The 23,510-nt window shown below is 67.3% G+C and carries 14 protein-coding genes, 2 rRNA genes and 1 pseudogene; 2 read left to right on the forward strand and 15 right to left on the reverse strand.

All coding sequences use genetic code 11. From position 1 onward, the window contains the following. Window positions 1-127 precede the first annotated feature (127 nt). Both Leucomu_RS09230 and Leucomu_RS09235 read right to left on the reverse strand, forming a co-directional pair. A 23S ribosomal RNA gene (locus Leucomu_RS09230) occupies window positions 128-3,234 on the reverse strand. 479 nt (window positions 3,235-3,713) lie between these two features. After that, window positions 3,714-5,242 (reverse strand): 16S ribosomal RNA (locus Leucomu_RS09235). Together the 16S and 23S rRNA genes form the textbook arrangement of a ribosomal RNA operon. Before the next feature lie 644 nt (window positions 5,243-5,886). Here Leucomu_RS09235 and tgt point away from each other — a divergent pair. After that, on the forward strand, window positions 5,887-7,224 hold the full coding sequence (gene tgt, locus Leucomu_RS09240) for a tRNA guanosine(34) transglycosylase Tgt (RefSeq protein WP_128387033.1): 1,338 nt from the start codon (window positions 5,887-5,889) through the stop codon (window positions 7,222-7,224). 135 nt (window positions 7,225-7,359) lie between these two features. Here the strand turns inward: tgt and Leucomu_RS09245 are convergent, their stop codons facing one another. From Leucomu_RS09245 to Leucomu_RS09265, 6 genes and pseudogenes are all read right to left on the reverse strand, one after another. Beyond that, complete coding sequence (locus Leucomu_RS09245; RefSeq protein WP_194294543.1) at window positions 7,360-8,100, reverse strand: queuosine precursor transporter; 741 nt, start codon at window positions 8,098-8,100, stop codon at window positions 7,360-7,362. Continuing rightward, a complete protein-coding gene (locus Leucomu_RS09250; protein WP_228407048.1) occupies window positions 8,093-9,148 on the reverse strand; it encodes an NAD(P)/FAD-dependent oxidoreductase in 1,056 nt (351 codons plus the stop codon). The genes Leucomu_RS09245 and Leucomu_RS09250 overlap by 8 nt, the downstream gene beginning before the upstream one ends. A 2-nt stretch (window positions 9,149-9,150) precedes the next feature. After that, a complete protein-coding gene (gene gltX / locus Leucomu_RS09255) occupies window positions 9,151-10,677 on the reverse strand; it encodes a glutamate--tRNA ligase (RefSeq protein WP_128387034.1) in 1,527 nt (508 codons plus the stop codon). Window positions 10,678-10,895: 218 nt separating this feature from the next. Further along, window positions 10,896-11,423, reverse strand: a complete 528-nt coding sequence (locus tag Leucomu_RS15495; protein WP_228407049.1) for an MFS transporter — start codon at window positions 11,421-11,423, stop codon at window positions 10,896-10,898. Window positions 11,424-11,649: 226 nt separating this feature from the next. After that, a pseudogene (locus Leucomu_RS15500) lies at window positions 11,650-12,246 on the reverse strand (MFS transporter); the annotation flags it as partial. Beyond that, window positions 12,219-13,169, reverse strand: a complete 951-nt coding sequence (locus Leucomu_RS09265) for a LysR family transcriptional regulator (RefSeq protein WP_017883097.1) — start codon at window positions 13,167-13,169, stop codon at window positions 12,219-12,221. The gene Leucomu_RS09265 and the pseudogene Leucomu_RS15500, both read right to left, overlap by 28 nt. A gap of 93 nt (window positions 13,170-13,262) precedes the next feature. Here Leucomu_RS09265 and Leucomu_RS09270 point away from each other — a divergent pair, with 93 nt between their 5' ends. Next, entirely contained in the window at window positions 13,263-14,345 is a 1,083-nt protein-coding gene (locus Leucomu_RS09270) for an aminotransferase class V-fold PLP-dependent enzyme (RefSeq protein WP_128387035.1), read from the forward strand. A gap of 63 nt (window positions 14,346-14,408) precedes the next feature. On the opposite strand, the gene rlmN is transcribed toward Leucomu_RS09270, so the two are convergent. The 7 genes from rlmN to Leucomu_RS09305 all read right to left on the reverse strand — a co-directional run bounded on the left by rlmN (window position 14,409) and on the right by Leucomu_RS09305 (window position 22,807). After that, window positions 14,409-15,713, reverse strand: coding sequence for a 23S rRNA (adenine(2503)-C(2))-methyltransferase RlmN (gene rlmN, locus Leucomu_RS09275; protein WP_128387036.1), 1,305 nt, complete (start codon window positions 15,711-15,713; stop codon window positions 14,409-14,411). A gap of 56 nt (window positions 15,714-15,769) precedes the next feature. After that, entirely contained in the window at window positions 15,770-16,600 is an 831-nt protein-coding gene (locus Leucomu_RS09280) for an aldo/keto reductase (RefSeq protein WP_128387037.1), read from the reverse strand. Window positions 16,601-16,609: 9 nt separating this feature from the next. Beyond that, a complete protein-coding gene (locus tag Leucomu_RS09285; RefSeq protein WP_128387038.1) occupies window positions 16,610-17,713 on the reverse strand; it encodes a carboxylate-amine ligase in 1,104 nt (367 codons plus the stop codon). A 266-nt stretch (window positions 17,714-17,979) separates the two neighbouring features. Then, window positions 17,980-19,713: an alkaline phosphatase family protein gene (locus tag Leucomu_RS09290; protein ID WP_128387039.1), complete on the reverse strand. Its 1,734-nt coding sequence runs from the start codon at window positions 19,711-19,713 to the stop codon at window positions 17,980-17,982. 20 nt (window positions 19,714-19,733) lie between these two features. Beyond that, a complete protein-coding gene (locus Leucomu_RS09295) occupies window positions 19,734-20,519 on the reverse strand; it encodes a fumarylacetoacetate hydrolase family protein (RefSeq protein WP_017883102.1) in 786 nt (261 codons plus the stop codon). 65 nt (window positions 20,520-20,584) lie between these two features. Next, window positions 20,585-21,685, reverse strand: coding sequence for a branched-chain amino acid aminotransferase (locus Leucomu_RS09300; protein ID WP_017883103.1), 1,101 nt, complete (start codon window positions 21,683-21,685; stop codon window positions 20,585-20,587). Between the two features lie 63 nt (window positions 21,686-21,748). Next, a complete protein-coding gene (locus tag Leucomu_RS09305; RefSeq protein ID WP_128387040.1) occupies window positions 21,749-22,807 on the reverse strand; it encodes a 3-isopropylmalate dehydrogenase in 1,059 nt (352 codons plus the stop codon). Window positions 22,808-23,510 lie beyond the last annotated feature (703 nt).

The following is a 23,510-nucleotide window of genomic DNA, read 5'->3' on the forward strand; positions in this document are numbered from 1 at the left end:
TGATACTCGGGGCGTGTGTGGGGGTTGCGGGCCGTCTGTTGGGAACCACAAAGTGGACGCGATACATCGTTACGTTAATTGCTTACTTCCGCTCACACCATCCGGGAACCGGATGCTGCTGCGGGGTGTTATCAAGTCGTCGGCTTATTAGTACCAGTCAGCTCCACACGTTGCCGTGCTTCCACATCTGGCCTATCAACCCAGTCATCTACTGGGAGCCTCACACACTCAAAGGTGTACGGAGATCTCATCTCGAGGCCGGCTTCCCGCTTAGATGCTTTCAGCGGTTATCCATCCCGAACGTAGCCAACCAGCCATGCCCTTGGCAGAACAACTGGCACACCAGAGGTCCGTCCAACCCGGTCCTCTCGTACTAGGGTCAGATCCTCTCAAATCTCCAACGCGCGCAGAGGATAGGGACCGAACTGTCTCACGACGTTCTAAACCCAGCTCGCGTACCGCTTTAATGGGCGAACAGCCCAACCCTTGGGACCAACTCCAGCCCCAGGATGCGACGAGCCGACATCGAGGTGCCAAACCATGCCGTCGATATGGACTCTTGGGCAAGATCAGCCTGTTATCCCCGAGGTACCTTTTATCCGTTGAGCGACAGCGCTTCCACAAGCCACTGCCGGATCACTAGTCCCGACTTTCGTCCCTGCTCGACCTGTCAGTCTCACAGTCAAGCTCCCTTGTGCACTTACACTCGCCACCTGATTGCCAACCAGGTTGAGGGAACCTTTGGGCGCCTCCGTTACTTTTTGGGAGGCAACCGCCCCAGTTAAACTACCCACCAGGCACTGTCCCAGAACCCGATCAGGGTCCGTAGTTAGATATCCAATATGACCAGAGTGGTATTTCAACAACGACTCCACCCGAACTAGCGTCCGAGCTTCACAGTCTCCCACCTATCCTACACAAGCCACACCGAACACCAATACCAAGCTGTAGTAAAGGTCACGGGGTCTTTCCGTCCTTCTGCGCGTAACGAGCATCTTTACTCGTACTGCAATTTCGCCGAGTTCACGGTGGAGACAGCTGGGAAGTCGTTACGCCATTCGTGCAGGTCGGAACTTACCCGACAAGGAATTTCGCTACCTTAGGATGGTTATAGTTACCACCGCCGTTTACTGGGGCTTAAATTCAAAGCTTCGAACCGAAGTTCTAACCTCTCCTCTTAACCTTCCAGCACCGGGCAGGCGTCAGTCCGTATACGTCCACTTGCGTGTTGGCACGGACCTGTGTTTTTAGTAAACAGTCGCTTCCCACTGGTCTCTGCGGCCACCACACCCTTTCGGAGCAAGTCCTAATAAGTGGATGGCCCCCCTTCTCCCGAAGTTACGGGGGCATTTTGCCGAGTTCCTTCACCATGATTATCTCGATCTCCTGAGTATTCTCTACCTGACCACCTGAGTCGGTTTGGGGTACGGGCAACAGCAAACCTCGCGCCGATGCTTTTCTTGGCAGCATAGGATCACCAGCTTCCCCATACGGGTCCGCATCGCGTCTCACCCAAAGAACCGATCTCTTAAACCGATTCGGGCTACACGCTTACACCGGGACAACCATCGCCCGGCACTGGCTACCTTCCTGCGTCACACCTCACGCTCACCACCCCACTTCGGGTTCACAGCCGCAACCCGGACATCACCCGAAGGATCCGTCCAAGCATTGGTTTGTTTAGCACTACTGGTTAGGTCTTTGACGGTTTACCGCCGGTACGGGAATATCAACCCGTTGTCCATCGACTACGCCTGTCGGCCTCGCCTTAGGTCCCGACTTACCCAGGGCAGATTAGCTTGACCCTGGAACCCTTGGTCTTCCGGAGGACGGGTTTCTCACCCGTCTTTCGCTACTCATGCCTGCATTCTCACTCGTGTGGCATCCACGACTGGATCACTCCGCCGCTTCACTCGCCACACGACGCTCTCCTACCCATCCAACGAACTGAACCACGAAGGCTTGTCTATACGCTGAATGCCGCAACTTCGGTGGTGTGCTTGAGCCCCGTTACATTGTCGGCGCGGAATCACTTGACCAGTGAGCTATTACGCACTCTTTCAAGGGTGGCTGCTTCTAAGCCAACCTCCTGGTTGTCACAGCAACTCCACATCCTTTTCCACTTAGCACACGCTTTGGGACCTTAGTTGGCGATCTGGGTTGTTTCCCTCTCGACTATGAAGCTTATCCCCCACAGTCTCACTGCTGCGCTCTCACTTACCGGCATTCGGAGTTTAGCTGACGTCAGTAACCTTGTAGGGCCCATCGGCCATCCAGTAGCTCTACCTCCGGCAAGAAACACGCAACGCTGCACCTAAATGCATTTCGGAGAGAACCAGCTATCACGAAGTTTGATTGGCCTTTCACCCCTATCCACAGCTCATCCCCTCAGTTTTCAACCTAAGTGGGTTCGGCCCTCCACGCGCTCTTACACGCGCTTCAGCCTGGCCATGGATAGATCACTTCGCTTCGGGTCTAGGACACGCGACTAAAATTGCCCTATTCAGACTCGCTTTCGCTACGGCTACCCCACACGGGTTAACCTCGCCACGTATCGCTAACTCGCAGGCTCATTCTTCAAAAGGCACGCCGTCACACCTACAAGGGTGCTCCGACGGATTGTAAGCAAACGGTTTCAGGTACTCTTTCACTCCCCTCCCGGGGTACTTTTCACCTTTCCCTCACGGTACTAGTCCGCTATCGGTCATCTGGGAGTATTTAGGCTTATCAGGTGGTCCTGACAGATTCACACGGGATTTCTCGGGCCCCGTGCTACTTGGGATACACACCACGCAGTGCCACCATTTCGGATACGGGGCTCTCACCCACTCCGGCCCGCCGTTCCAAGCGGTTCTCCTATAGCTACACATTCACGTCCGAGGGTCAGCAGCCCCTCACGGCATGTCCCGCAACCCCGATCGTGCAACCCCTGCCAGGTATCACACACGACCGGTTTAGCCTCATCCGGGTTCGCTCGCCACTACTACCGGAATCACATGTTGTTTTCTCTTCCTGTGGGTACTGAGATGTTTCACTTCCCCACGTTCCCTCTACCCGCCCTATATATTCAGGCGGGAGTCACCAGGTACGCACGCGCCCTGGCGGGGTTTCCCCATTCGGAAATCCTCGAATCATAGCACGTTTATCGGCTCCCCGAGGCTTATCGCAGATTACTACGTCCTTCTTCGGCTCCAGATGCCAAGGCATCCACCGTTTGCTCTTAAAAACTTGAAATCACATAAGCATTTATCGAAACACACACCACCCACAAACCCGAAGATCCGCGGCCGGTGTGCGACCAATGAAATTAAAGTATCAACCAACCCCAACACAACACTCCCACCCAAAAGCAGGAACCCTGTACTGACGTCGGCTAGATGCTCGCGTCCACTGTGTAGTTCTCAACGTACGGCCGATCCCGCCGCCATGGACAACACGTTCCATGACAACAGGCCAGAAGAAATCAGTCCACCCACCCCCCAAAAGAGGGGCAGATCGGCTGGTCCTCCAGGACCCAATAGTATGCACTCGCCGCAACCCCGCTCACACACCCCCACGTTCCAGCAACATCTCCACGAATGAAGACGCCGCGTACTAGCACAGGCGAGCAAACCGGCTTGCTTGTCATATGTTCCACCCATGAGCAGCCAGCACCACACATTCGGTGATGATCTGACCATTCTGCGACAGCGTAGCTGTCGAGTGCTCCTTAGAAAGGAGGTGATCCAGCCGCACCTTCCGGTACGGCTACCTTGTTACGACTTAGTCCTAATCACCAGTCCCACCTTCGACAGCTCCCTCCCACAAGGGGTTAGGCCACCGGCTTCGGGTGTTACCGACTTTCATGACTTGACGGGCGGTGTGTACAAGGCCCGGGAACGTATTCACCGCAGCGTTGCTGATCTGCGATTACTAGCGACTCCGACTTCATGGGGTCGAGTTGCAGACCCCAATCCGAACTGAGACCGACTTTTTGGGATTCGCTCCACCTCGCGGTATCGCAGCCCTTTGTATCGGCCATTGTAGCATGCGTGAAGCCCAAGACATAAGGGGCATGATGATTTGACGTCATCCCCACCTTCCTCCGTGTTGACCACGGCAGTATCCCATGAGTTCCCACCATAACGTGCTGGCAACATAGGACGAGGGTTGCGCTCGTTGCCGGACTTAACCGAACATCTCACGACACGAGCTGACGACAACCATGCACCACCTGTATACGAGTGTCCAAAGAGTCCTGCATCTCTGCAGTGTTCTCGTATATGTCAAGCCTTGGTAAGGTTCTTCGCGTTGCATCGAATTAATCCGCATGCTCCGCCGCTTGTGCGGGCCCCCGTCAATTCCTTTGAGTTTTAGCCTTGCGGCCGTACTCCCCAGGCGGGGAACTTAATGCGTTAGCTACGACACAGAACCCGTGGAACAGGCCCTACATCTAGTTCCCAACGTTTACGGCATGGACTACCAGGGTATCTAATCCTGTTCGCTCCCCATGCTTTCGCTCCTCAGCGTCAGTAGCGGCCCAGAGATCTGCCTTCGCCATCGGTGTTCCTCCTGATATCTGCGCATTCCACCGCTACACCAGGAATTCCAATCTCCCCTACCGCACTCTAGCCTGCCCGTACCCACTGCAGGCCCGAGGTTGAGCCTCGGGTTTTCACAGCAGACGCGACAAGCCGCCTACGAGCTCTTTACGCCCAATAATTCCGGACAACGCTTGCACCCTACGTATTACCGCGGCTGCTGGCACGTAGTTAGCCGGTGCTTTTTCTCCAGGTACCGTCACCCAAAGGCTTCTTCCCTGACAAAAGAGGTTTACAACCCGAAGGCCGTCATCCCTCACGCGGCGTTGCTGCATCAGGCTTGCGCCCATTGTGCAATATTCCCCACTGCTGCCTCCCGTAGGAGTCTGGGCCGTGTCTCAGTCCCAGTGTGGCCGGTCACCCTCTCAGGCCGACTACCCGTCGTCGCCATGGTGAGCCATTACCTCACCATCAAGCTGATAGGCCGCGAGTCCATCCATGTCCGATAAATCTTTCCAACACCTCACCATGCAGTGGATGCTCGTATCCAGTATTAGACGCCGTTTCCAGCGCTTATCCCAGAGACATGGGCAGGTTACTCACGTGTTACTCACCCGTTCGCCACTCATCCACCCGAGCAAGCTCGGGCTTCAGCGTTCGACTTGCATGTGTTAAGCACGCCGCCAGCGTTCGTCCTGAGCCAGGATCAAACTCTCCGTAAAAAAACAATGCAGACCAGCCACCGGAATAAGGCAACCAGCTGCGAGTTTGACCTGACAACAGACCATCATTACTGACAATCTCGTTATCCAAAAAAGGAATCTCCAACACCAACCAAAACAGCCGATGCCGGGGATAAATAATTGGCATATGACAATCAAGTGCACACTATTGAGTTCTCAAAGACCAGACACCACCCGTACCAGCCAAAGCCTTCCGAACAGCAACCTGTCTAAGCTAGCACATATTCTGTGCCCGCTGCGCATTAGTTTGAACCGAACCGCTCTGCGGCCCGGCTTCGTTGCGCTGACAAGGGAATACATTACGCAGATCCAGGAGCCCCCGCAACACGCGACCGTTTCCCGGGCGTGTCGCCGCATGATTCCGCGGATTCACCTCTTCGCCACCTGCTCGACGCCCGGCACCGCTACGCCCCGCACTGGCCCGATATCGGCTGTTTCCCGTTCACTGCGCCGGTTTCCCGGGCGCGCCGCGACGACCGGCCGGGTGCGGTCTACAGGTTGACGGGCGCACACCCCTGCTCGGGCGCTCCCCGATCTTCGACACCGACCGCGAGCGCTCGACCCCTTCCTCGCCATACCCCCTCGTCGTGTTCCGACCCCTCTGTCACCGCTCCCCTGCTTAGATGGACTCCGTGACTGAGCAGACCGCATCGCCCCTTCCCCCCTCCCCCGCAGACTTCGGGTTCGCCGTCGAGCATCGCCTCGACGAGGGCGGGGATCACGGCGGCGACGGCCGGCCGCTCGGCCGGGCCGGCACGATCCGCACCCCCCACGGCGACATCCAGACCCCCGCCTTCATCCCCGTAGGCACGAAGGCGACGGTGAAGGCTCTGCTGCCCGAGACCGTCGGCCGACTCGGCGGCCAGGCCGTGCTCGCGAACGCCTACCACCTGTTCCTGCAGCCCGGCAGCGACATCGTCGACGAGGCCGGCGGCTTCGGCAGCTTCATGAACTGGCACGGCCCCACCTTCACCGACTCGGGCGGCTTCCAGGTGATGTCGCTCGGCGTCGGCTTCAAGAAGGTCATCTCGATGACCGAGGGCATGCACCAGAGCGACGACGTCATCGCGAAGAACAAGGAGCGCCTCGCGCACGTCGACGAGGACGGTGTCACCTTCAAGTCGTTCCTCAACGGGGATCGCCACCGCTTCACCCCCGAGGTGTCGATGCGCATCCAGCACCAGCTGGGCGCCGACATCATCTTCGCCTTCGACGAGTGCACGACCCTGTTCAACACCCGCGCCTACCAGGAGGATTCCGTCGACCGCACCGCCCGCTGGGCCGTGCGGTGCCTCGACGAGCACGCCCGGCAGACGGCCGAGCGGTCCCACCGCCCCTACCAGGCCCTGTTCGGCGTGGTGCAGGGCGCCCAGTACGAGGATCTGCGCCGCAAGGCGGCCCGCGGGCTCGCCCAGATGAGCGGCGCCGACGCCCCCGAGCAGCAGTTCGACGGGTTCGGCATCGGCGGCGCGCTCGAGAAGGCGGAGCTCGGCACGATCTGCGGCTGGGTGAGCGACGAACTGCCCGAGAACAAGCCCCGTCACCTGCTCGGCATCTCCGAACCCGACGACCTCTTCGCCGGCATCGCGGCCGGCGCCGACACGTTCGACTGCGTCGCCCCGTCACGGCAGGCGCGCGGCGGCACCATGTACTCGAGCACGGGCCGCATCAACGCGAAGGCGGCGACCCAGCGCCGACGCTTCGAGCCGCTCGACCCCGAGTGCGACTGCTACACGTGCGAGAACTACACCGCCGCCTACCTGCACCACCTCTTCAAGGCGAAGGAGATGCTGTCGTCGACCCTCGCGACGATCCACAACGAGCGCTTCATCGTGCGTCTCGTGGAGCGCATCCGGGCATCGATCATCGACGGCACCTTCGTGGAGCTGCGCGAGGAGGTGCTGGGCCGCCAGTACGGGATGGAGTTCGCTCGGGAGGCCGCGGCGCGCTACGCCCGCTGATCGAACCGACCGCCGCGCATGCCGCGGCGGCGGCGGCAGCGGCGCGGCGCGACGGGCAGTCGGGCGCGCGGGGTCGCCGCCGACGACCAGGGCCCCGAGCGCGCCGACCCGGCGGCTCGTCCGGCAGTGCGTCCGCTACGCGGCGGTGCCGCGTTCCTCGGCGGCGCGAACGGCGCGGATCACGCGCGTCGTCACCGGCAGCAGCACGATCTCGGCGAGCACCTTCACCACGTAGCCGAGCACGATGTACATCACGAAGTCGAGGCCGGTGATGATGCCGGCGAACGCGATGGTGCAGAACAGCAGCGTGTCGATCAGCTGACCGACGAGGGTCGAGCCGATGAGGCGGGTGCGCAGGAACCGGCCCGAGGTGCGCCGGCGCATGCGATCCAGCACCCACGCGTTCATCAGCTGCCCCGCGAGGAACGCGACCAGGCTCGCGGCCACGATGCGCGGCACGAAGCCGAGCACCGCGGCGAAGGCCTCCTGGTTCTCCCAGCCGTCGGCTGGCGGCGACACCTGCACGGCGAGGATCGTGAGCGACGCGACCAGGGCGAGCCCGAACGCCGTGAGGATCGCGCGGCGCGAGGCCTTCAGCCCGTAGACCTCGGCGAGCACGTCGCCCAGGATGTAGGCGAGCGGGAAGAGGAACACGCCGCCGTCGAACACGAGCGGCAGCGAGAACTCTCCGAAGGGGATCGCGCCGAACGCGATCGGCTTGACCGCAACCACGTTCGAGATGAGCAGGATGCCCACGAAGATCGCCGAGATCAGCGCGTAGCGCCCTCCCGCCGAGGCGGCGCGTGCGCCGGGCGTGAGGTACTTCGACGGATCCTCGGTTCCCTGTACGGCGTTCATCTGCTGCGTCTCACTCATCGATCATTCCCACCCCGAGCATGCCTCGGATCATATCCATGTTCAACTTGGCCGCCACGCGGGCGCCGTTGCCGGCCGCGATGATCAGCTGCTGCGGCCCGGGCGGCACGATGTCTCCCACCGCGTACACGCCGCGCACCGAGGTCTCGCCGCGCTCGTCGACCACCACGAGCCCCCAGTCGTCGCGCTCGATCTCGAGCTCGCCCATGAACTCGACCGGAGCGTGCCAGCGCGGCCGCACGAAACCGCCGACGCGGGGAACGACCTCGCCGTCGGCGAGCCGCACCCCCGTCATCTCGGCCTTCTCGCCCACGATGTCGTCGATCGCGCGTCGCTCGACCCGCACCCCGATGGAGGCGAGCTGCGCCTCCTGCTCGGGGCGCAGGGTGTCGGCGCCGTTCGTGAAGACGATCAGGTCTGAGCTGAATCGGCTGATGAGCAGGGCGCGGGCGAAGAGATCGCTCGTCTCACCGATCAGCACGAGCGGCTTGTCGGTCTTCTCGAAGCCGTCGCACTCGACGCAGCTGTGCAGGGCCGTGCCGTAGTAGGCGCGGATCATGGGAAGCGCCGGCAGATCCTCGGTGAGCCCCGCGGCGATGAGCACGCGACGCGCGACGTACTCGACATCGGCGGCGCCGCGGATGCCGGTGCCCCTCACGCGGAAGCCGATGCCGTCGGGGAATCCCGCCGTGATCGCTTCGTCGGCGGAGAGCGGGATCACCTCGCGCGTCATCGCCTGCGAGAAGACGGCCGTGGGGTACGCCTCGAACTCCTCGCGGCCGAGCCGACGCAGTTCGAGCGGCGACGCGCCGTCACGGGTGAGGAAGCCGTGGGACTGCAGTGTGGCCGAGTGCCGCGGGCGGTTCGAGTCGAGGATCGCGATGCGCCGATTGGCGCGTACGAGCTGCAGCCCGGCCGAGAGCCCGGCGGGGCCGCCACCGATGATCGCGACGCCGACGCGGTTCACCCCGTCGTCGGGCTCGTCGGCGAGCTCGCCCGTCCGGGAGCCCGTCGGCTCGAAAGGCTTCGACTGCTGGCCGGCCGACACTGCTACCCCCGATCCGCGAGCTGCGCCTCGAGCCGCAGCAGGCGCGCGAACGACTCGTCGCGGCCCAGCAGCTCGAACGACTCGAAGAGCGGCGGGGAGACTCGGCGGCCGGACGCAGCGACGCGCAGCGGCCCGAAGGCGAGGCGCGGTTTGAGGCCGAGCCCGTCGATGAGGGCGGCCTGCAGCGCGGCCTGGATGCGCTCGGTCTGCCACTCGGTCTCGGGCACGGCCTCGAGCGCCGAGATGCTCGCGGCGAGCACCTGCGGGGCGTCGTCCTTGAGCGACTTCAGCGCGTCGTCCTCGTAGACGAGGGCGTCGGCGGAGGTGAACAGGAAGCCCATGAGACCCACCACGTCGGAGAGCACGGTGATGCGGCTCTGCACGAGCGGCACCGCGCGGCGCACCACGTCGAGCTGCTGCTCACCGGGCTCGACCGGCAGCGCGCCGCCCGCGATCAGGTAGGGCAGGATGCGCGACTCGAAGTCGCTCTCGGAGAGGAGACGGATGTGGTCGGCGTTGATCGCGTCGGCCTTCTTCTGGTCGAAGCGGGCCGGGTTCGGGTTGACGTCTGCGACGTCGAACGCCGCCACCATCTCGTCGCGCGAGAACACGTCGCGATCCGGGGCCAGCGACCAGCCGAGCAGCGACAGGTAGTTGAGCAGCCCCTCGGGGATGAAGCCGCGCGAGCGGTGGTGGAGCAGGTTCGACTCGGGGTCGCGCTTCGACAGCTTCTTGTTGCCCTCCCCCATGACGTAGGGCAGGTGGCCGAACTGCGGGATCGCCTGTTCGATGCCGAGGTCGACGAGCGCGCCGTGCAGCGCGATCTGACGCGGTGTCGACGAGAGCAGATCTTCGCCGCGCAGCACGTGGGTGATGCCCATGAGCGCGTCGTCGACCGGGTTGACGAGCGTGTACAGCGGAGCTCCGTTGGGGCGCACGACCACGAAGTCGATCGTCGACCCGGCGGGGAACGAGATGTCGCCGCGCACGAGGTCGGTGAACGAGAGGTCGGTGTCGGGCACGCGGAAGCGCAGCGCGGGCTGGCGGCCCTCGGCGCGGAACGCCTCGCGCTGCTCGACGGTGAGGTCGCGATCGTAGTTGTCGTAGCCGAGCTGCTTCGGGCGGCCGGCGGCCTCGTTGCGGGCGTCGATCTCGTCGGCGGTCGAGTAGCTCTCGTAGAGGTAGCCGGCCTCGGTGAGGCGGGCGATCACGTCCTGGTAGATCTCACCGCGCTGCGACTGGCGGTAGGGCCCGTGGGGGCCGCCCACGTCGATGCCCTCGTCCCAGTCGAGGCCGAGCCAGCGCAGGGAGTCGAGGATCTGCGCGTAGCTCTCCTCGCTGTCGCGCGCCGCGTCGGTGTCTTCGATGCGGAACACGAAGGTGCCGCCCGTGTGCCGGGCGTACGCCCAGTTGAAGAGGGCGGTGCGCACCATGCCGACGTGCGGGGTGCCCGTCGGGGACGGGCAGAAGCGCACGCGCACGTCGCTGCCGGTTGCGGTGGAGAACTGGGAAACGCTGCTCGTAGACATCGTCTCCATTCTAGTGCCCGAGCGGCGGCGAAGAGGCGATCGCGCGCGCCCTCGTCGCGCTCCCGCACCGATCGACGTGAGAGCACCCCGATTCCGAGAGCATCGGTGCTTGAGCGTCGATCGGTGCGGTTACGGTGTTGCGGAACCACGGGGAGACGGCGGAACGGCGGCCCGACGGGAGCAGGGCGGAACGGAGGGAGAGCGGGCAGCGCCGGGGCTCAGCGGCGCACCCACAGCATCGCGAGCGCGCCGAGCGCCAGCAGGCCCCCGCTCACGAGCGCGAGGAACGAGAAGTCGCCGATCGCGAACACGACGCCCGAGAGGGCTCCGGCGATCGCGCCCGCGGCGCTCATGATCGTGTCGGATCGCCCCTGCCAGCGGGGCCGGTCGGCCGACGGCGTGACCTCGGTGAGCAGCGCTGCGCCCGCCACCGTGATGGCGCCCCAGCCGAGACCGAGCAGCACGAGCGCGATCTGCACGAGGGCGTGCGACGGACCCGCGAAGTAGGCGAGGGCAACGGCGCCGAGCAGCATGGCCCAGCCGATCCCGATCACCTGCAGTCGCCCGATGCGACCCGCGAGCACCCCGAACACGGGCGAGAGGGCGTACATGCCGGCGATGTGCAGGCTGAGGGTCACGCCCACGAGATGCGGTGTGCCCTCGTGGTGCATGAGGTGCAGCGGCGTCATCGCCATGATCGCCACCATGATGGCCCGGGCCATCGCGATCATGAAGACGGTGAGCACCTGGGGGCGGTTCGAGCGCGGGGCGGATCGGGATCCGGCTCCAGCCCCTCCCAGTGCCGGCCCGGGGCGCTCCGTCGACGACGACCGCGGTCGCGCCGCCGCTCTCGACGGGCGCGGCCGGCACCGTCGGCACGCTGTCGGTCTCGGGCGGCAGCCGGCGCGCGGTGAGCAGCGGATCCGGTCGCAGGCCGAACCAGTTGACGAGCACCGCGAGGACCTGCGCGACGAACGGGAACGCGAACACCCCCGCGAGCGGGGTGATGCCGAGCGCCTCCCCCACGACTGCCCCCGGGCCCATCAGGTTCGGGCCCACGACGGCGCCGACGGTGATGGCCCACGCCACGAGCGACAGGTCGCGCGCGCGGTTCTTCGGCAGCGCCAGATCGGTCGCGGCGAAGCGCGACATCAGCTGCACCGAGCTCGCAACGCCGAGCATGGCGATGCCCACCGCAAGCAGCCACCACTGGTCGACCACGGTCGAGTAGATCGCGACGACCGCTCCCAGCATCGCGATCGCGCTGCCGGTGACGAGCGCACGGCGACGTCCGTGGCGGGCCGCCACCCGGGCGAGCGGGATGCCGGCGACGGCGGCGCCCGCGTTGAACATGGCCGAGCCGAGCCCCGAGATCGCGTCGTTGCCGCTCACCTCTGCGAGCAGCAGCGCGCCCACCGAGAGCGAGGCGCCGACTCCGAGCCCGCCGAGGATCGTGGCCGCCGCCAGCACGGCGACGGTGCGGCGCTGCAGGCGCCCTCCCCGTTGCAACTCGTCGGTTTCGAGGGTCAGAGAGGCGGCGTTCACGCGACGGGCTCCAGCCCCCAGCACGAGCCGTCGACGCTCGCGAGCAGCCGCTTCGCGAGACGCACCTGGGGGCTCTCGTTCGCGGTGACCATGGAGACGATGCCGATCGTGCGGTAGCGGGGCGGGTCGAGCCGCAGCGCGTGCGCGTCGTCGGGCAGGGTGCGGGCCGCGGCGAGTGCGAGCCCCGGCACGAGGGCGACGGCACCCCCAGCCGCGGCCATCGCGAGCATCGCGGGCACGTTGTCGGTCTCCTGGATGATGTCGGGCTCGAAGCCGGCCTCGCCCGCCGCGCTCAGCAGGTGGCCGCGGCACTTCTCGCAGCCTGCGATCCAGTGGTCGGCCGCGAACTCGCCGAGCCTCACCTCGTCGCTGCCGGCGGCGCGGTCGTCGGAGGCCACGAGTCGCACCTCCTCGCGCCACAGCGGCAGGAAGGCGCTGCCAGCGGGAAGCTCGGCGGCTCCCTCGTAGTCGAAGATGAGGGCGCAGTCGACCTCGCCGTCGCGCAGCATCGCGGTCGCGGCGGGGGGCTCGGCCTCGCGGTACTGCAGGGCGACATCGGGGGCCTCGACCGCGAGCTCGCGCATCAGCGCCGGCACGAGCGTGGCGCTCGCGCTCGGGAAGCCGACCATGCGCAGCGTGCCCGCCCGCTCCCCGCGCAGATCGTCGATCGCGGCGAGCGCGGCGTCGATCTCGGCCACCACGGTGCGACCGTGGTCGGCGAGGATACGGCCGGCCGGGGTGAGGCGGATGCCGCGCCCGCTGCGCTCGATGAGCGGCACGGCGAGACGCGTCTCGACGCGCTTGATGCGCTGGCTCACGGCCGGCTGGCTCAGGCCGAGGCTCGCGGCCGCCGCGGTGAGCGAGCCCGTCGTCGCGAGCGCGTGCAGGATGCGCAACTCGGTCGAGTCGATCGAGCCGAGGGGGTCGGTGGTGCGGAGCGTGGTCATGCCATCGATGATACGCCAGCCATAACCGGGAATGAAGCAAAATATAAGAATGATTCTGTTTCATTATGCATCGCGGTCTCCTAGCCTGGCGGCATGACCGCCGACCAGGCCCCTGCCTCCCGCACCACTCACTCGGCTCTGCCCATCGCCGAGCTCGGATTCCGCGCCGGCGCCGGTTACCTCTCCGCGTGCACAGCGGGGCTGCCGACCGCCGCCACCGCACGGGCGATGCGGGCGTTCGTGGACGAGTGGGCTGCGGGGCGCGCCGACGCCCGCGCGCTCGGCGAGCAGGCCGACCGCTGCCGCGAGCTCTTCGCAGACCTCGCCGGTGTCGCCGCCGACCGCGTGGCGCTCGGCTCGCAGGTCTCTCAGCTCGTCGCCGTCGTCGCGAGCTCGGTGCCCGACGGCGCGGAGGTGATCTGCGCGACCGGCGACTTCTCCTCGCTCACCCACCCCTTCGAACAGCTCGCCCATCGCGGGGTGCGGGTGCGCTACGCGCCCGTGGCGCGGCTCGCCGACGAGGTGGGGCCGGACACGGCGCTCGTCGCGTTCTCGCTCGTGCAGTCAGCCTCGGGCGAAGTGGCCGACGCCGCGGCGATCAGGAGCTCCGCCGAGCGCGTCGGGGCGCGCACCCTCGTCGACCTCACCCAGTCGCTCGGCTGGCTACCCGTCGGCGCCGCGGCCTTCGACTTCACCGTCTGCCACGCCTACAAGTGGCTGTGCGCGCCCCGCGGCACGGCCTTCCTCACCGTGCGCGCCGGGCTCGACGACGAGCTCGTGCCGATGGCGGCCGGCTGGTACTCGGCCGACGACGTCTGGAGCTCCTGCTACGCGGGGCACACGCCCCTCGCCGCGGGTGCGGGGCGCTTCGACGTCTCCCCCGCATGGCCGGTGCTCGGCGGCACCGAGGCTGCGCTGCGCGATCTCGCGGCGCTCGACCCGGCCGCCGTGCACGCGCACGACCTCGGGCTCGCGAACGCCGCGCGCCGGGTGCTCGGGCTGCCGACCGGCGACTCCGCGATCGTCACCTGGGCCGACCCCGACGGCCGCGACCTCGCCGCGCTCACCGCCGGCGGCATCACGGCATCGGGTCGGGCGGGCAACGCGCGCATCGCGTTCCACCTCTGGAACACGACCGACGACGTCGAGCTGCTGGCTCGCGCGCTCGGGCGCTGAGCACCTGGGGCCGCGGCGAACGCGGTCCAGCTGTCGCCCGGGTGCCGAGCGCAGGGAGAGGCCTCAGCTCGCGGCGAAAGCCGCGGCCTCCTCCTTGTCCTGCTCGGTCGCGACCAGCTGACCGCAGGCGCCGTCGATCTCCTTGCCCCGGGTATCGCGCAGCGTGGTCGGCACACCGGCCGCGTTGAGTCGGTCGACGAACTCGCGGGTGACCTCGCGGGTCGAGGAGGTCCAGATCGAGCCGGGCGTCGGGTTGAGCGGGATCGGGTTCACATGCACCCAGCCGCGCCCGCGCTGGTTCAGCTTGTCGGCCAGCAGATCGGCGCGCCAGGCATGATCGTTCATGTCTTTGATGAGGGCGTACTCGATCGAGACGCGTCGGCCCGTCTTCTCGTAGTAGTGGTAGGCCGCGTCGAGCACCTCCTCGACCTTCCACCGGCTGTTGACCGGGATCAGGTCGTCGCGCAGCTCGTCGTCGGGCGCGTGCAGCGACAGCGCGAAGATGATCGGGATCTCCTCGTCAGCGAGCTTGCGGATGGCGGGCGCGAGCCCCACGGTCGACACCGTGATGCCTCGCGCCGACATGCCGAGCCCCTCGGGCGACGGAGCGATCATGCGGTGCACCGCGTTCATGACGCGCTTGTAGTTGGCGAGCGGCTCGCCCATGCCCATGAAGACGATGTTGTTGACGCGCTCGGGTTCGGCGCCGTTGCCCGACTCGCGCTTGCGGCCGAGCCCACCCTCGGCGATGACGCGGTTGGCCTGCACCACTTGGTCGAGGATCTCGGCGGTCGACATGTTGCGGGTGAGGCCGGCCTGTCCGGTCGCGCAGAACGGACAGTTCATGCCGCAGCCGCACTGGCTCGACACGCACAGGGTGATGCGGCCCGGGTAGCGCATCAGCACAGATTCGACGAGCGCGACGTCGAACAGGCGCCACAGGAACTTGATCGTGGCCCCGTCGTCGGTGACGAGCCGCTTCACCTCGGTGAGCAGCGGCGGGAAGAACGTCTCGACCAGCTCGTCGCGGCGATCCTTCGGCAGATCGGTCATGTGCTCCGGGTCGGTGGTGCGGTGCTCGAAGTAGTGCTTCGAGAGCTGCTTGGCGCGGAACTTCGGCAGCCCGATCTCGACCACCTTGGCCTCGCGCTCGGCGAGTGTGAGGTCGGCGAGATGCGTGGCGGGCTGCTTGACGCGCGGCGACGCGAACTGCAGCGTCGGGCGGCCGTCGGGGCTGGTGATCTGCGTCCAGCCCTCGGCCTGGGGCTTGACCTGCGGGCGCGCACCGTCAGCACCGGCGCGCGGGCGGGTCTTGATCAGTTTGCCCTCTGCGGGCTGCGCGTCATGGTTGAGCTTGTTGGGATCCATCACCCCCATTGTCTCATCCGCGAGCTGGACGCGCCCGGGCGCGACGGATCCGCGGGTCAGAACTCCTCGTAGACCGCCGGATCCTGCCCCGCGAGGCGGCCGTCGGGCCGGCCGAGCGCGGTGATCGCGTCGACCTCGGCGTCGCTGAGCCGGATCTCGGCGGCGGCGAGGTTCTCCCGCTGACGATCGGGGTTCAGCGACTTCGGGAGCGGCACGACACCGCGGGCCACGTGCCACGCGAGGATCGCCTGCACCGGGCTGATGCCGCGCGCCGCGGCGATCTCCGCCACGGCCTCCGCGTGCATCGGCTCGCGGCCGCGGCCCACCGGGCTCCACGCCTCGGTGATGATGCCGCGCTCGCGGTGGTAGTCGAGCGCCTCCTGCTGGGGGAAGAACGGATGCACCTCGATCTGGTTCACGACCGGCAGCACGCCCGTCTCGCGTTCGAGGCGCTCGATGTGCTCGGGCAGGAAGTTCGAGACGCCGACCTGCCTCACGAGCCCGCGCTCGCGCGCCTCGAGGAGCGCTCCCCAGGCCTCGACGTAGCGGTCGGTGATCGGATTGGGCCAGTGGATCAGGTAGAGGTCGATCGCGTCGAGACCCGTGCGGTACACGCTCTCCTCGATCGTGCGCAGGGCGGCTTCGTGCTCGTGATGCCGGCCGGGCAGCTTGCTCGTCACGATCAGCGACGCCCGATCCGCCCCCGAGTCGCGGGCGCCCCGGCCCACGGCGCCCTCGTTCTCGTAGCGGAATGCGGAGTCGAGCAGGCGGTAGCCGCCGCGCACGGCCTCGCTCACCGCGGCGGCGCCCGCCGAGCCGTTCAGCTGATAGGTGCCGAGTCCGATCGCGGGAAGGGTGAATCCGTTGTGGGCGCGCTGTGCGTTCATGCCTCCACCCTACGCATCGGCCTCTGAGGCGTCACGGTAGAGGTCGAGCAGGGCGCCGATGCCGCCCGCGTTCCAGGCTCGCAGCTGGAGCGCCGCGGCGCCCCCGTCGGCGCGGCGGCGTTCCACGAGGCCCTGCACGTGCCCGAGATCGCCTGCCGCGTCGAGCGAGTCGGCGACGTGCTCGACGAGGTCGTCGATCACGTCGAAGGCGGGCTTCGGGCTGCCGCTCACGGGATCCATCAGGTCGCTGCTCAGGCCGTTGCGGGCGGCGAGCCAGTGCGCGCCGCGCAGCACGTCGCGCTGCTGCTCGGGAACCGGGGCTCCGGCCTCTCGCTCGCGCAGGGCTCGATCCACGAGGGCTCGGAACACGAGCGCGAACGCGACGGCGTCTCCGCTCTCGAGTTGGGCGTCGGCGGTGCGCAGCTCGATCGTGGGGAACCGCTCGGAGAGCCGGATCGACCAGTTCACGAGTGCGGTGTCGAGCAGAGCGCCGGCGCGCACGAGCTGCTGCACCACGTCGTCGTAGGCCGCGGCGTCGGCGAAGTGCGGCGGGTAGCCGGAGCTCGGCCACTGCTGCAGCTGCAGGTAGCGCCAGCTCGCGTAGCCCGAGTCGTCTCCGAGCCACAGCGGCGAGTTGCTGGTCAGGGCGACGAGGGCGGGCGACCACCGGGCGATGCGCGCGAACACCTCGACGCCCGCGTCGCGGGAGGGCACCTCGACGTGCACGTGCGTGCCCGTCGAGTAGTAGCGGTGCACCATCCCCCGCATGGTGCGGTCGATGTCTCGGTAGCGCTCGCTGTCGGTGACGCGACCGGCAGCATCGCCTCCGAGGGGCGGCAGGCCGGTGCCGGCCAGCACGAGCCCCTGCTCGGTGGCCGCCCGCGAGGCCGCGGTGCGGAACTCGGCGAGCGAGACGAAGGCCTCGGCTGCGGCCGCGCAGGGCGGCGTCGCGGTCTCGAGCTGACTGTGGAAGTACTCGTGCTCGGCCCGCAGCCCGGGCAGCGCTGCGATCATGCCGTCGGCGCCGTCGCGGGGCAGGCCGGTCTGGGCGTCGAGCAGCAGATACTCCTCTTCCACTCCGAACCGGGGCGGGGCGGGGGTGTCGGCTGCCATCTCAGGACCGTCCGTTCGAGGTGGGTGCAGCGCGGCGGATTCGCCGTCGCCCGTCGCGTCATGCTACACCGATCGGGCAGTGCTCGTCACGCCGCCCGGCAGACCTCTGCAACGTCGCGTAAGAGTGGGTGCGGGCCCGCCGACGCGCCTGCTTCGGGGTGCGGGCGGGCGGAACGGCCGCGCCCCGGGAGGCCGGCCCGTCTCTCGCCCGCACGCTCCATCGCGAGTTGCGGTTCGGCAACCGGATCCGTCGTCTCCGTTCGGGGTCAGGCCGCGACCCCGAAGAGGCCCTGCCCGTACTTCTGCAGCATCGCGTAGGCGTCGGCGAAGGTCTGCGGCGGTTTCGCGCGCTCGGCAGCCGTTCCGTAGCGGGAGATGAGCAGGCCGAGCAGCCCCTTCGCGGGCGGGCTCAGCGGGCGGGCGGGGTGGGCGTCGGCCGGGTGCGGCCCGCCCTCGGGGTTCGGCGGTACGAACGCGGGTGAGGGCTGGGGCCAGTCGGCCACGTGCCTCGGCACCTTGCGGTTGAAGGAGTCGGCGATCGAGCGGGCTCCGGCGTCGCGCGCGGTGAGCGGTTCGAGCCCGAAGCGGTCGCTGAGCGTGGCGGCGAGCGACCCATGGTGCATGGTGTCGGTGAAGACGCTGCCGCGCTCGATGTGGGCCGACACGAGCACCGCAGGCACGCGGCAGCCGAGTCGGTCGAAGGTGAAGCCCATCTCTCCCGCACCCGGCACCGGGGGCTCGGCGGCGGGCGGTGCGACGTGGTCGTAGGTGCCGCCGTGCTCGTCGAAGGTGAGCAGCATGGCCGTGTTGAGGTAGTTCGACCCCTGCTCGGACATGGAGGTGCGGATCGCGGTGTAGACGCGGTGCACGAGGGCGTCGCCGGCGCGCACGTCGGAGAGGGCTCCGTTGTAGACGTTCTCGCCGTCGACGGCGCTCTCGCGCGCGACGCCCACGGGCGGGTGGAAGTCGTTGTGGTTGAACACCATGCGGGGCTCGATGAACGCGTACTCGGGCAGGTCGCCGTTCTTCGCGTCGGTCTCGAACTGCTCCATCGTGGCGAAGCGCTCGGTCTTCCAGAACCGCTCGAGCACGGGTGCGTGGATCATGCCGGTGAACGAGATCAGCTGCAGTTCGTCGAAGTAGACGCGCCAGCTCAGCCCGGCCTCTTCGAGCCGGTTGAACACGGTGGGCGCAGGGGCGGCCCGGAGCCACTTGTCGTAGCCGTCGCCCAGCGAGTTGGTGACGTAGCCGTGCGAGGTCAAGGCGTGGAAGAAGCTGCGGTTGCAGAACGTCTGACTGGGTACGGCGCAGAACCAGTGGTCGTAGACGCCGAATTCGCGCGCGAGGGTCGATGTGACGGGAAGCATGTCGGGGCTGAACGACCCCATGATCTGGTCTCGTTCGGCGCGGCCGGTGCGACCGCGGAAGTCGGTCTCGTAGTCGAGCACGAACCCCTCCATCGTGGCCTGCTGCCCGGGGGGCGGCGCGTTGTAGGGTTCGCGCATGTCGGCCACGTGCTTGCCGCGGTTGTGCTCGTCGAGCGTGCCGAAGAGCTGGGTGTTGACGTGCGGATACTCCTCGCCCGGGTCGGGATCGGGCTGACGCATGATGCGGTCGGTCGGCCCGGTGTAGACGTGGGCCGGCACCGAAGTGCCGTCTGATGCGCGGTTCGACTGTTCGCGGAAGGCGAGCCCCTCGAAGGACGCGCCGTCCGGGAGCGTGTCGGGTGCGTAGAGGTAGCCGAGCAGGTTGTCGAAGGATCGATTCTCGCCCATGAGCACGACGAGGTGGTCGAAGCCCGGCGTCTTGCGGGCCTTCGGCGCGGCGAACTCCTCGGGGATGTAGGGCTGACCGACCTGACCCTGTTCGCTCAGGCCGCGCGCGACTGCGGCGCCGCCGATGCCCACCGCGGCTCCCGCGGCGAGAAGGCCGCCGCCGCGCAGGATCGACCTGCGGGTGGTGCCCCCGGGAGTGCGCTCTTCACGTTCGTCGCTACTCATGCCGCTCCCCCTCGCGCGCGTCACACGACGGTGTTGCGCAGGATTCCGATGCCGTCGATCTCGACCTCGACCGTGTCGCCCGCCTCGAGCCTGCCCACCCCCGCGGGGGTGCCGGTGAGGATCACGTCGCCGGGCAGCAGGGTGAACGCCTGGGAGGCGTGCGCGACGATGCGGGCGAGCGAGAAGATGAGCTGCGAGGTGCGACCGTCTTGCCTGATCTGGCCGTTGACCCGGGTGACGACGCGCGCGTCCTCGAGGTCGGGATCGGTCTCGATGACCGGGCCGAGCGGGCAGAACGTGTCGAAGCCCTTGCCCCGGGTCCACTGCCCGTCTGCGATCTGCAGGTCGCGGGCGGTCACATCGTTGGCGCAGGTGAAGCCGAACACGTACTTGAGCGCCTCGTCTTCGGGCACGTTCTTCGCGACCGCGCCGATCACCATCGCGAGTTCGCCCTCGTGCTCGACGCGATCCGAGATCTCGGGGCGCACGATGCGGTCGCCCGGCCCGATCACGGAGGTGTTCGGCTTGAGGAACAGCAGCGGCTCCTCGGGCGTCTCGCCGCCGGTCTCGGACCGCATCTCCTCGACGTGGTCGGCGTAGTTCTTGCCCACGCAGACGACCTTGGAGCGCGGGATCACGGGGGCGAGCAGGCGCACGTCTTCGAGGCGGAGGCGGCGCCCCGTGGTGTCGAAGCCGGCGACGAGCGGATCGGCGGCGAGCTCGACGATCTCGATGCCGCCGCCGTCGGCCTCATCGAGGATCCCGAACGAGATCTCTCCCGCTGTCTCGAAGCGTACGACCTTCATGTGCCTTCCCTCTGGGTTCGTGTGACTGGTGCGGAGCGGATGGAGCGGATCCGCCGGGCGGACTCTCAGCCCTCGGCGGTGACGATGCGCTCGACCCAGCCGAAGCGATCCGCGACGGTGCCGAACTGGATGCCCGTGAGCTCGTCTCGCAGCGACATGGTGAGTTCGCCCGGGGCGCGATCGCCGAAATCGACGAGCACCCCCTGCTCGCTCTTCAGCTGCCCGATGGGGGTGATCACGGCCGCGGTGCCGCACGCGAAGGCCTCGGTGATCGAGCCGTCGGCCGCGCCGGCGCGCCACTCGCCGACGGTGACCTTGCGCTCCTCGACCGTGAGCCCGCGATCCTGCGCGAGGCGGATGAGGCTCTTGCGGGTGATGCCGTCGAGGATGTTGCCGTTGAGCTCGGGGGTGACGAGCCTGCCGTCGCGGTGCACGAGGAACAGGTTCATGCCGCCGAGCTCGTCGATGGTGTCTTCGGTGGCCGAGTCGGTGAAGAGCACCTGGGCGCAGCCGTGCTGGGCGGCGATGCGGGTGGGCAGCAGCGACGAGGCGTAGTTGCCGCCGCACTTGGCCGCCCCGGTGCCGCCGCGGCCGGCGCGGGCGTGCTCGCCCGACAGCCAGATCGAGACGGGCTTCACGCCGCCCGTGAAGTACGGACCGGCCGGGCTGGCGATCACCATGAAGCGCGCCCGCTCGGCCGCGCGCACCCCGAGGAAGCTCTCGTCAGCGATCATGAAGGGGCGCAGGTAGAGGCTCTGATCGTGACCGCTCGGCACCCAGTCGGCGTCGACGGTCACGAGCTCGCGGATGGCCTGCACGAACAGCTCGACCGGCAGTTCGGGCAGCGCGAGGCGCGCGGCGCTCTCGTTGAGCCGCTGCGCGTTGGCCTCGGGGCGGAAGGTGACGATGTCGCCGTTCGGGTGGCGGTACGCCTTGAGCCCCTCGAAGATCTCTTGACCGTAGTGCAGCACCGACGAGGCCGGATCCATGGGGATCGGGCCGTAGGGCAGCACCTCGGCGTCGTGCCAGCCCTGCTCGCGGTCCCAGACGATCGAGATCATGTGATCGGTGAATCGCTTGCCGAAACCGGGGTCGGCGAGGACGGCCTCGCGCTCGGCGTCGGGAAGGCGGGTTGCCGGGGTGCGGGTGAAGGTGAGCTCGGTCATGGAGTTGCTTTCTGTCGCCCGAACGGGCGGCCGTGAGAGGGGTTCGGGAGGGGCCGGCCGGTGCTAGCGCGCGGCGATGCGATCGATGATCGCGCTGCCCACCTCGGTGGTGGAGCGGGTCGACGCCCCGCGGACGGCGAGGTCCGCGCGCACGGCGTCGCGCACGCGGTCGCCCTCTGCGGAGAGCCCCAGGTGGTCGAGCATGAGGGCTGCGGACAGGATCGCCGCGGTCGGATCCGCCTTCTGCTGCCCCGCGATGTCGGGCGCAGAACCGTGAACGGGTTCGAACATGCTCGGGAACGTGCCGTCGGGATTGATGTTGCCGCTGGCTGCGAGCCCGATGCCGCCGCCGATGGCGCCGGCCAGGTCTGTGAGGATGTCACCGAACAGGTTATCAGTGACGATCACGTCGAAGCGCGACGGATCTTGCACCATGAAGATGGTGGCGGCGTCGACGTGCATGTAGTCGACTGCGATGTCGGGGTACTCGGCGGCGACGGCTTGCACGATGCGCTGCCAGGTGGCGCCGGCGTGCACCAGCACGTTGGTCTTGTGCACCCAGGTAACCTTCTGGCGCGGGCGCCTGCTCGCCACTTCGAAGGCGTAGCGCACCACCCGCTCGATGCCGAACGCGGTGTTGACCGAGACCTCGGTCGCGACCTCGGCCGGGGTGCCGGCGCGCAGACGCCCGCCGTTGCCAGCGTAGGGGCCCTCGGTGCCCTCGCGCACGACGAGGAAGTCGACGTCGCCGGGGTGCTTCAGAGTGGACTCGACTCCGGGGAAGAGCGTGCAGGGGCGCACGTTGGCGTAGTGGTCGAAGTCGAAGCGCAGCTTGAGCAGCAGACCCCGCTCGATGTTGGCGTCTTTCAGGCGCGGGTCGCCGGGAACCCCGCCCACCGCGCCGAAGAGGATCGCGTCGTGCTGCGCGATCTCGGCCTGCTCGGCCTCGGGCAGGGTCTCCCCCGTGGCGAGGAAGCGCTCGGCGCCCAGTTTGAACTCTGTGCGGTCGAGCACCACGTCGCCGCCGGCGAGCACGGCGTCGAGCACGCGGTTGGCCTGCTCGATCACCTCGGGTCCGATACCGTCGCCCGGAAGGACGGCGAGCTTGATGGTGCGGGTCACTGAACGCTCCTCTTCGTGCCTGAACAGAACGTGACCAGCTTACTCGCGACCGCGGACATTGAGCCCCAAGCGGGCGCCTGCAATACGCAAGGGATATCCCGCGGTCCGCAGGCGCCGGGACGACGGCACCGGTCCCGCCGCACCGATCGACGTTCACGCACCGCAGCACTCGGAATCGAGGTGCGTGAACGTCCATCGGTGCTCGAATGGTGGTACTGCAGGGCGGATCCGGTCACGGTTCGAGGCGCAGTCACCAGGCACGGCGGACAGAGGCCCGCAGGCCTCCCGCCTCTGAGCGTGTCGCAGGGAGCGGGAGGCCCGAGAGCGCGGCGGGGGTCAGGCCGCGCTGGTGGTGCCCGCTGCCCGCTCCTGCTGCTTGCGGCGTCCGAACACCGCGAAGAGCACACCGCCGGCGATGAGGATCGCGCCCGCGACCCCGATCGCTCATGCCGGCGCCGCCGAGCACGGGCAGAGCGCCTGCTTCGTGCTGCGCGTTCGCGACGTTGACGGCGGAGCCCGTTCCGGCCAGCTCGGTGCCCGGATACGCCGTGATCTCGGGGGGGGCGCGGCCGCAGCATCACTCCATGGAGACTGCGCTGCCACTGTCAGAATCACGCCCAGGGAAGACTTGTTCAGCCGAGGATCGAGCTGCCGTGCCGGCGGAGCCTCCGAGAGGCGTCCCATGAAGCAAACGCCGGGCCGG

The sequence above is a fragment of the Leucobacter muris genome, assembly GCF_004028235.1.
In the GTDB taxonomy this organism is placed as follows: Bacteria; Actinomycetota; Actinomycetes; order Actinomycetales; family Microbacteriaceae; genus Leucobacter; species Leucobacter muris.

Bases quoted from the DNA above. Each gene is read 5' to 3' on its own strand.
- gltX (WP_128387034.1), bottom strand. From the start codon at position 10,677: ATGTCTACGAGCAGCGTTTCCCAGTTCTCCACCGCAACCGGCAGCGAC.
- Leucomu_RS09285 (WP_128387038.1), bottom strand. From the start codon at position 17,713: ATGGCAGCCGACACCCCCGCCCCGCCCCGGTTCGGAGTGGAAGAGGAG.
- tgt (WP_128387033.1), top strand. From the start codon at position 5,887: ATGGACTCCGTGACTGAGCAGACCGCATCGCCCCTTCCCCCCTCCCCC.
- Leucomu_RS09280 (WP_128387037.1), bottom strand. From the start codon at position 16,600: ATGAACGCACAGCGCGCCCACAACGGATTCACCCTTCCCGCGATCGGA.
- Leucomu_RS09270 (WP_128387035.1), top strand. From the start codon at position 13,263: ATGACCGCCGACCAGGCCCCTGCCTCCCGCACCACTCACTCGGCTCTG.
- Leucomu_RS09300 (WP_017883103.1), bottom strand. From the start codon at position 21,685: ATGACCGAGCTCACCTTCACCCGCACCCCGGCAACCCGCCTTCCCGAC.
- Leucomu_RS09290 (WP_128387039.1), bottom strand. From the start codon at position 19,713: ATGAGTAGCGACGAACGTGAAGAGCGCACTCCCGGGGGCACCACCCGC.
- Leucomu_RS09265 (WP_017883097.1), bottom strand. From the start codon at position 13,169: ATGACCACGCTCCGCACCACCGACCCCCTCGGCTCGATCGACTCGACC.
- Leucomu_RS09295 (WP_017883102.1), bottom strand. From the start codon at position 20,519: ATGAAGGTCGTACGCTTCGAGACAGCGGGAGAGATCTCGTTCGGGATC.
- Leucomu_RS09245 (WP_194294543.1), bottom strand. From the start codon at position 8,100: ATGAGTGAGACGCAGCAGATGAACGCCGTACAGGGAACCGAGGATCCG.
- rlmN (WP_128387036.1), bottom strand. From the start codon at position 15,713: ATGGATCCCAACAAGCTCAACCATGACGCGCAGCCCGCAGAGGGCAAA.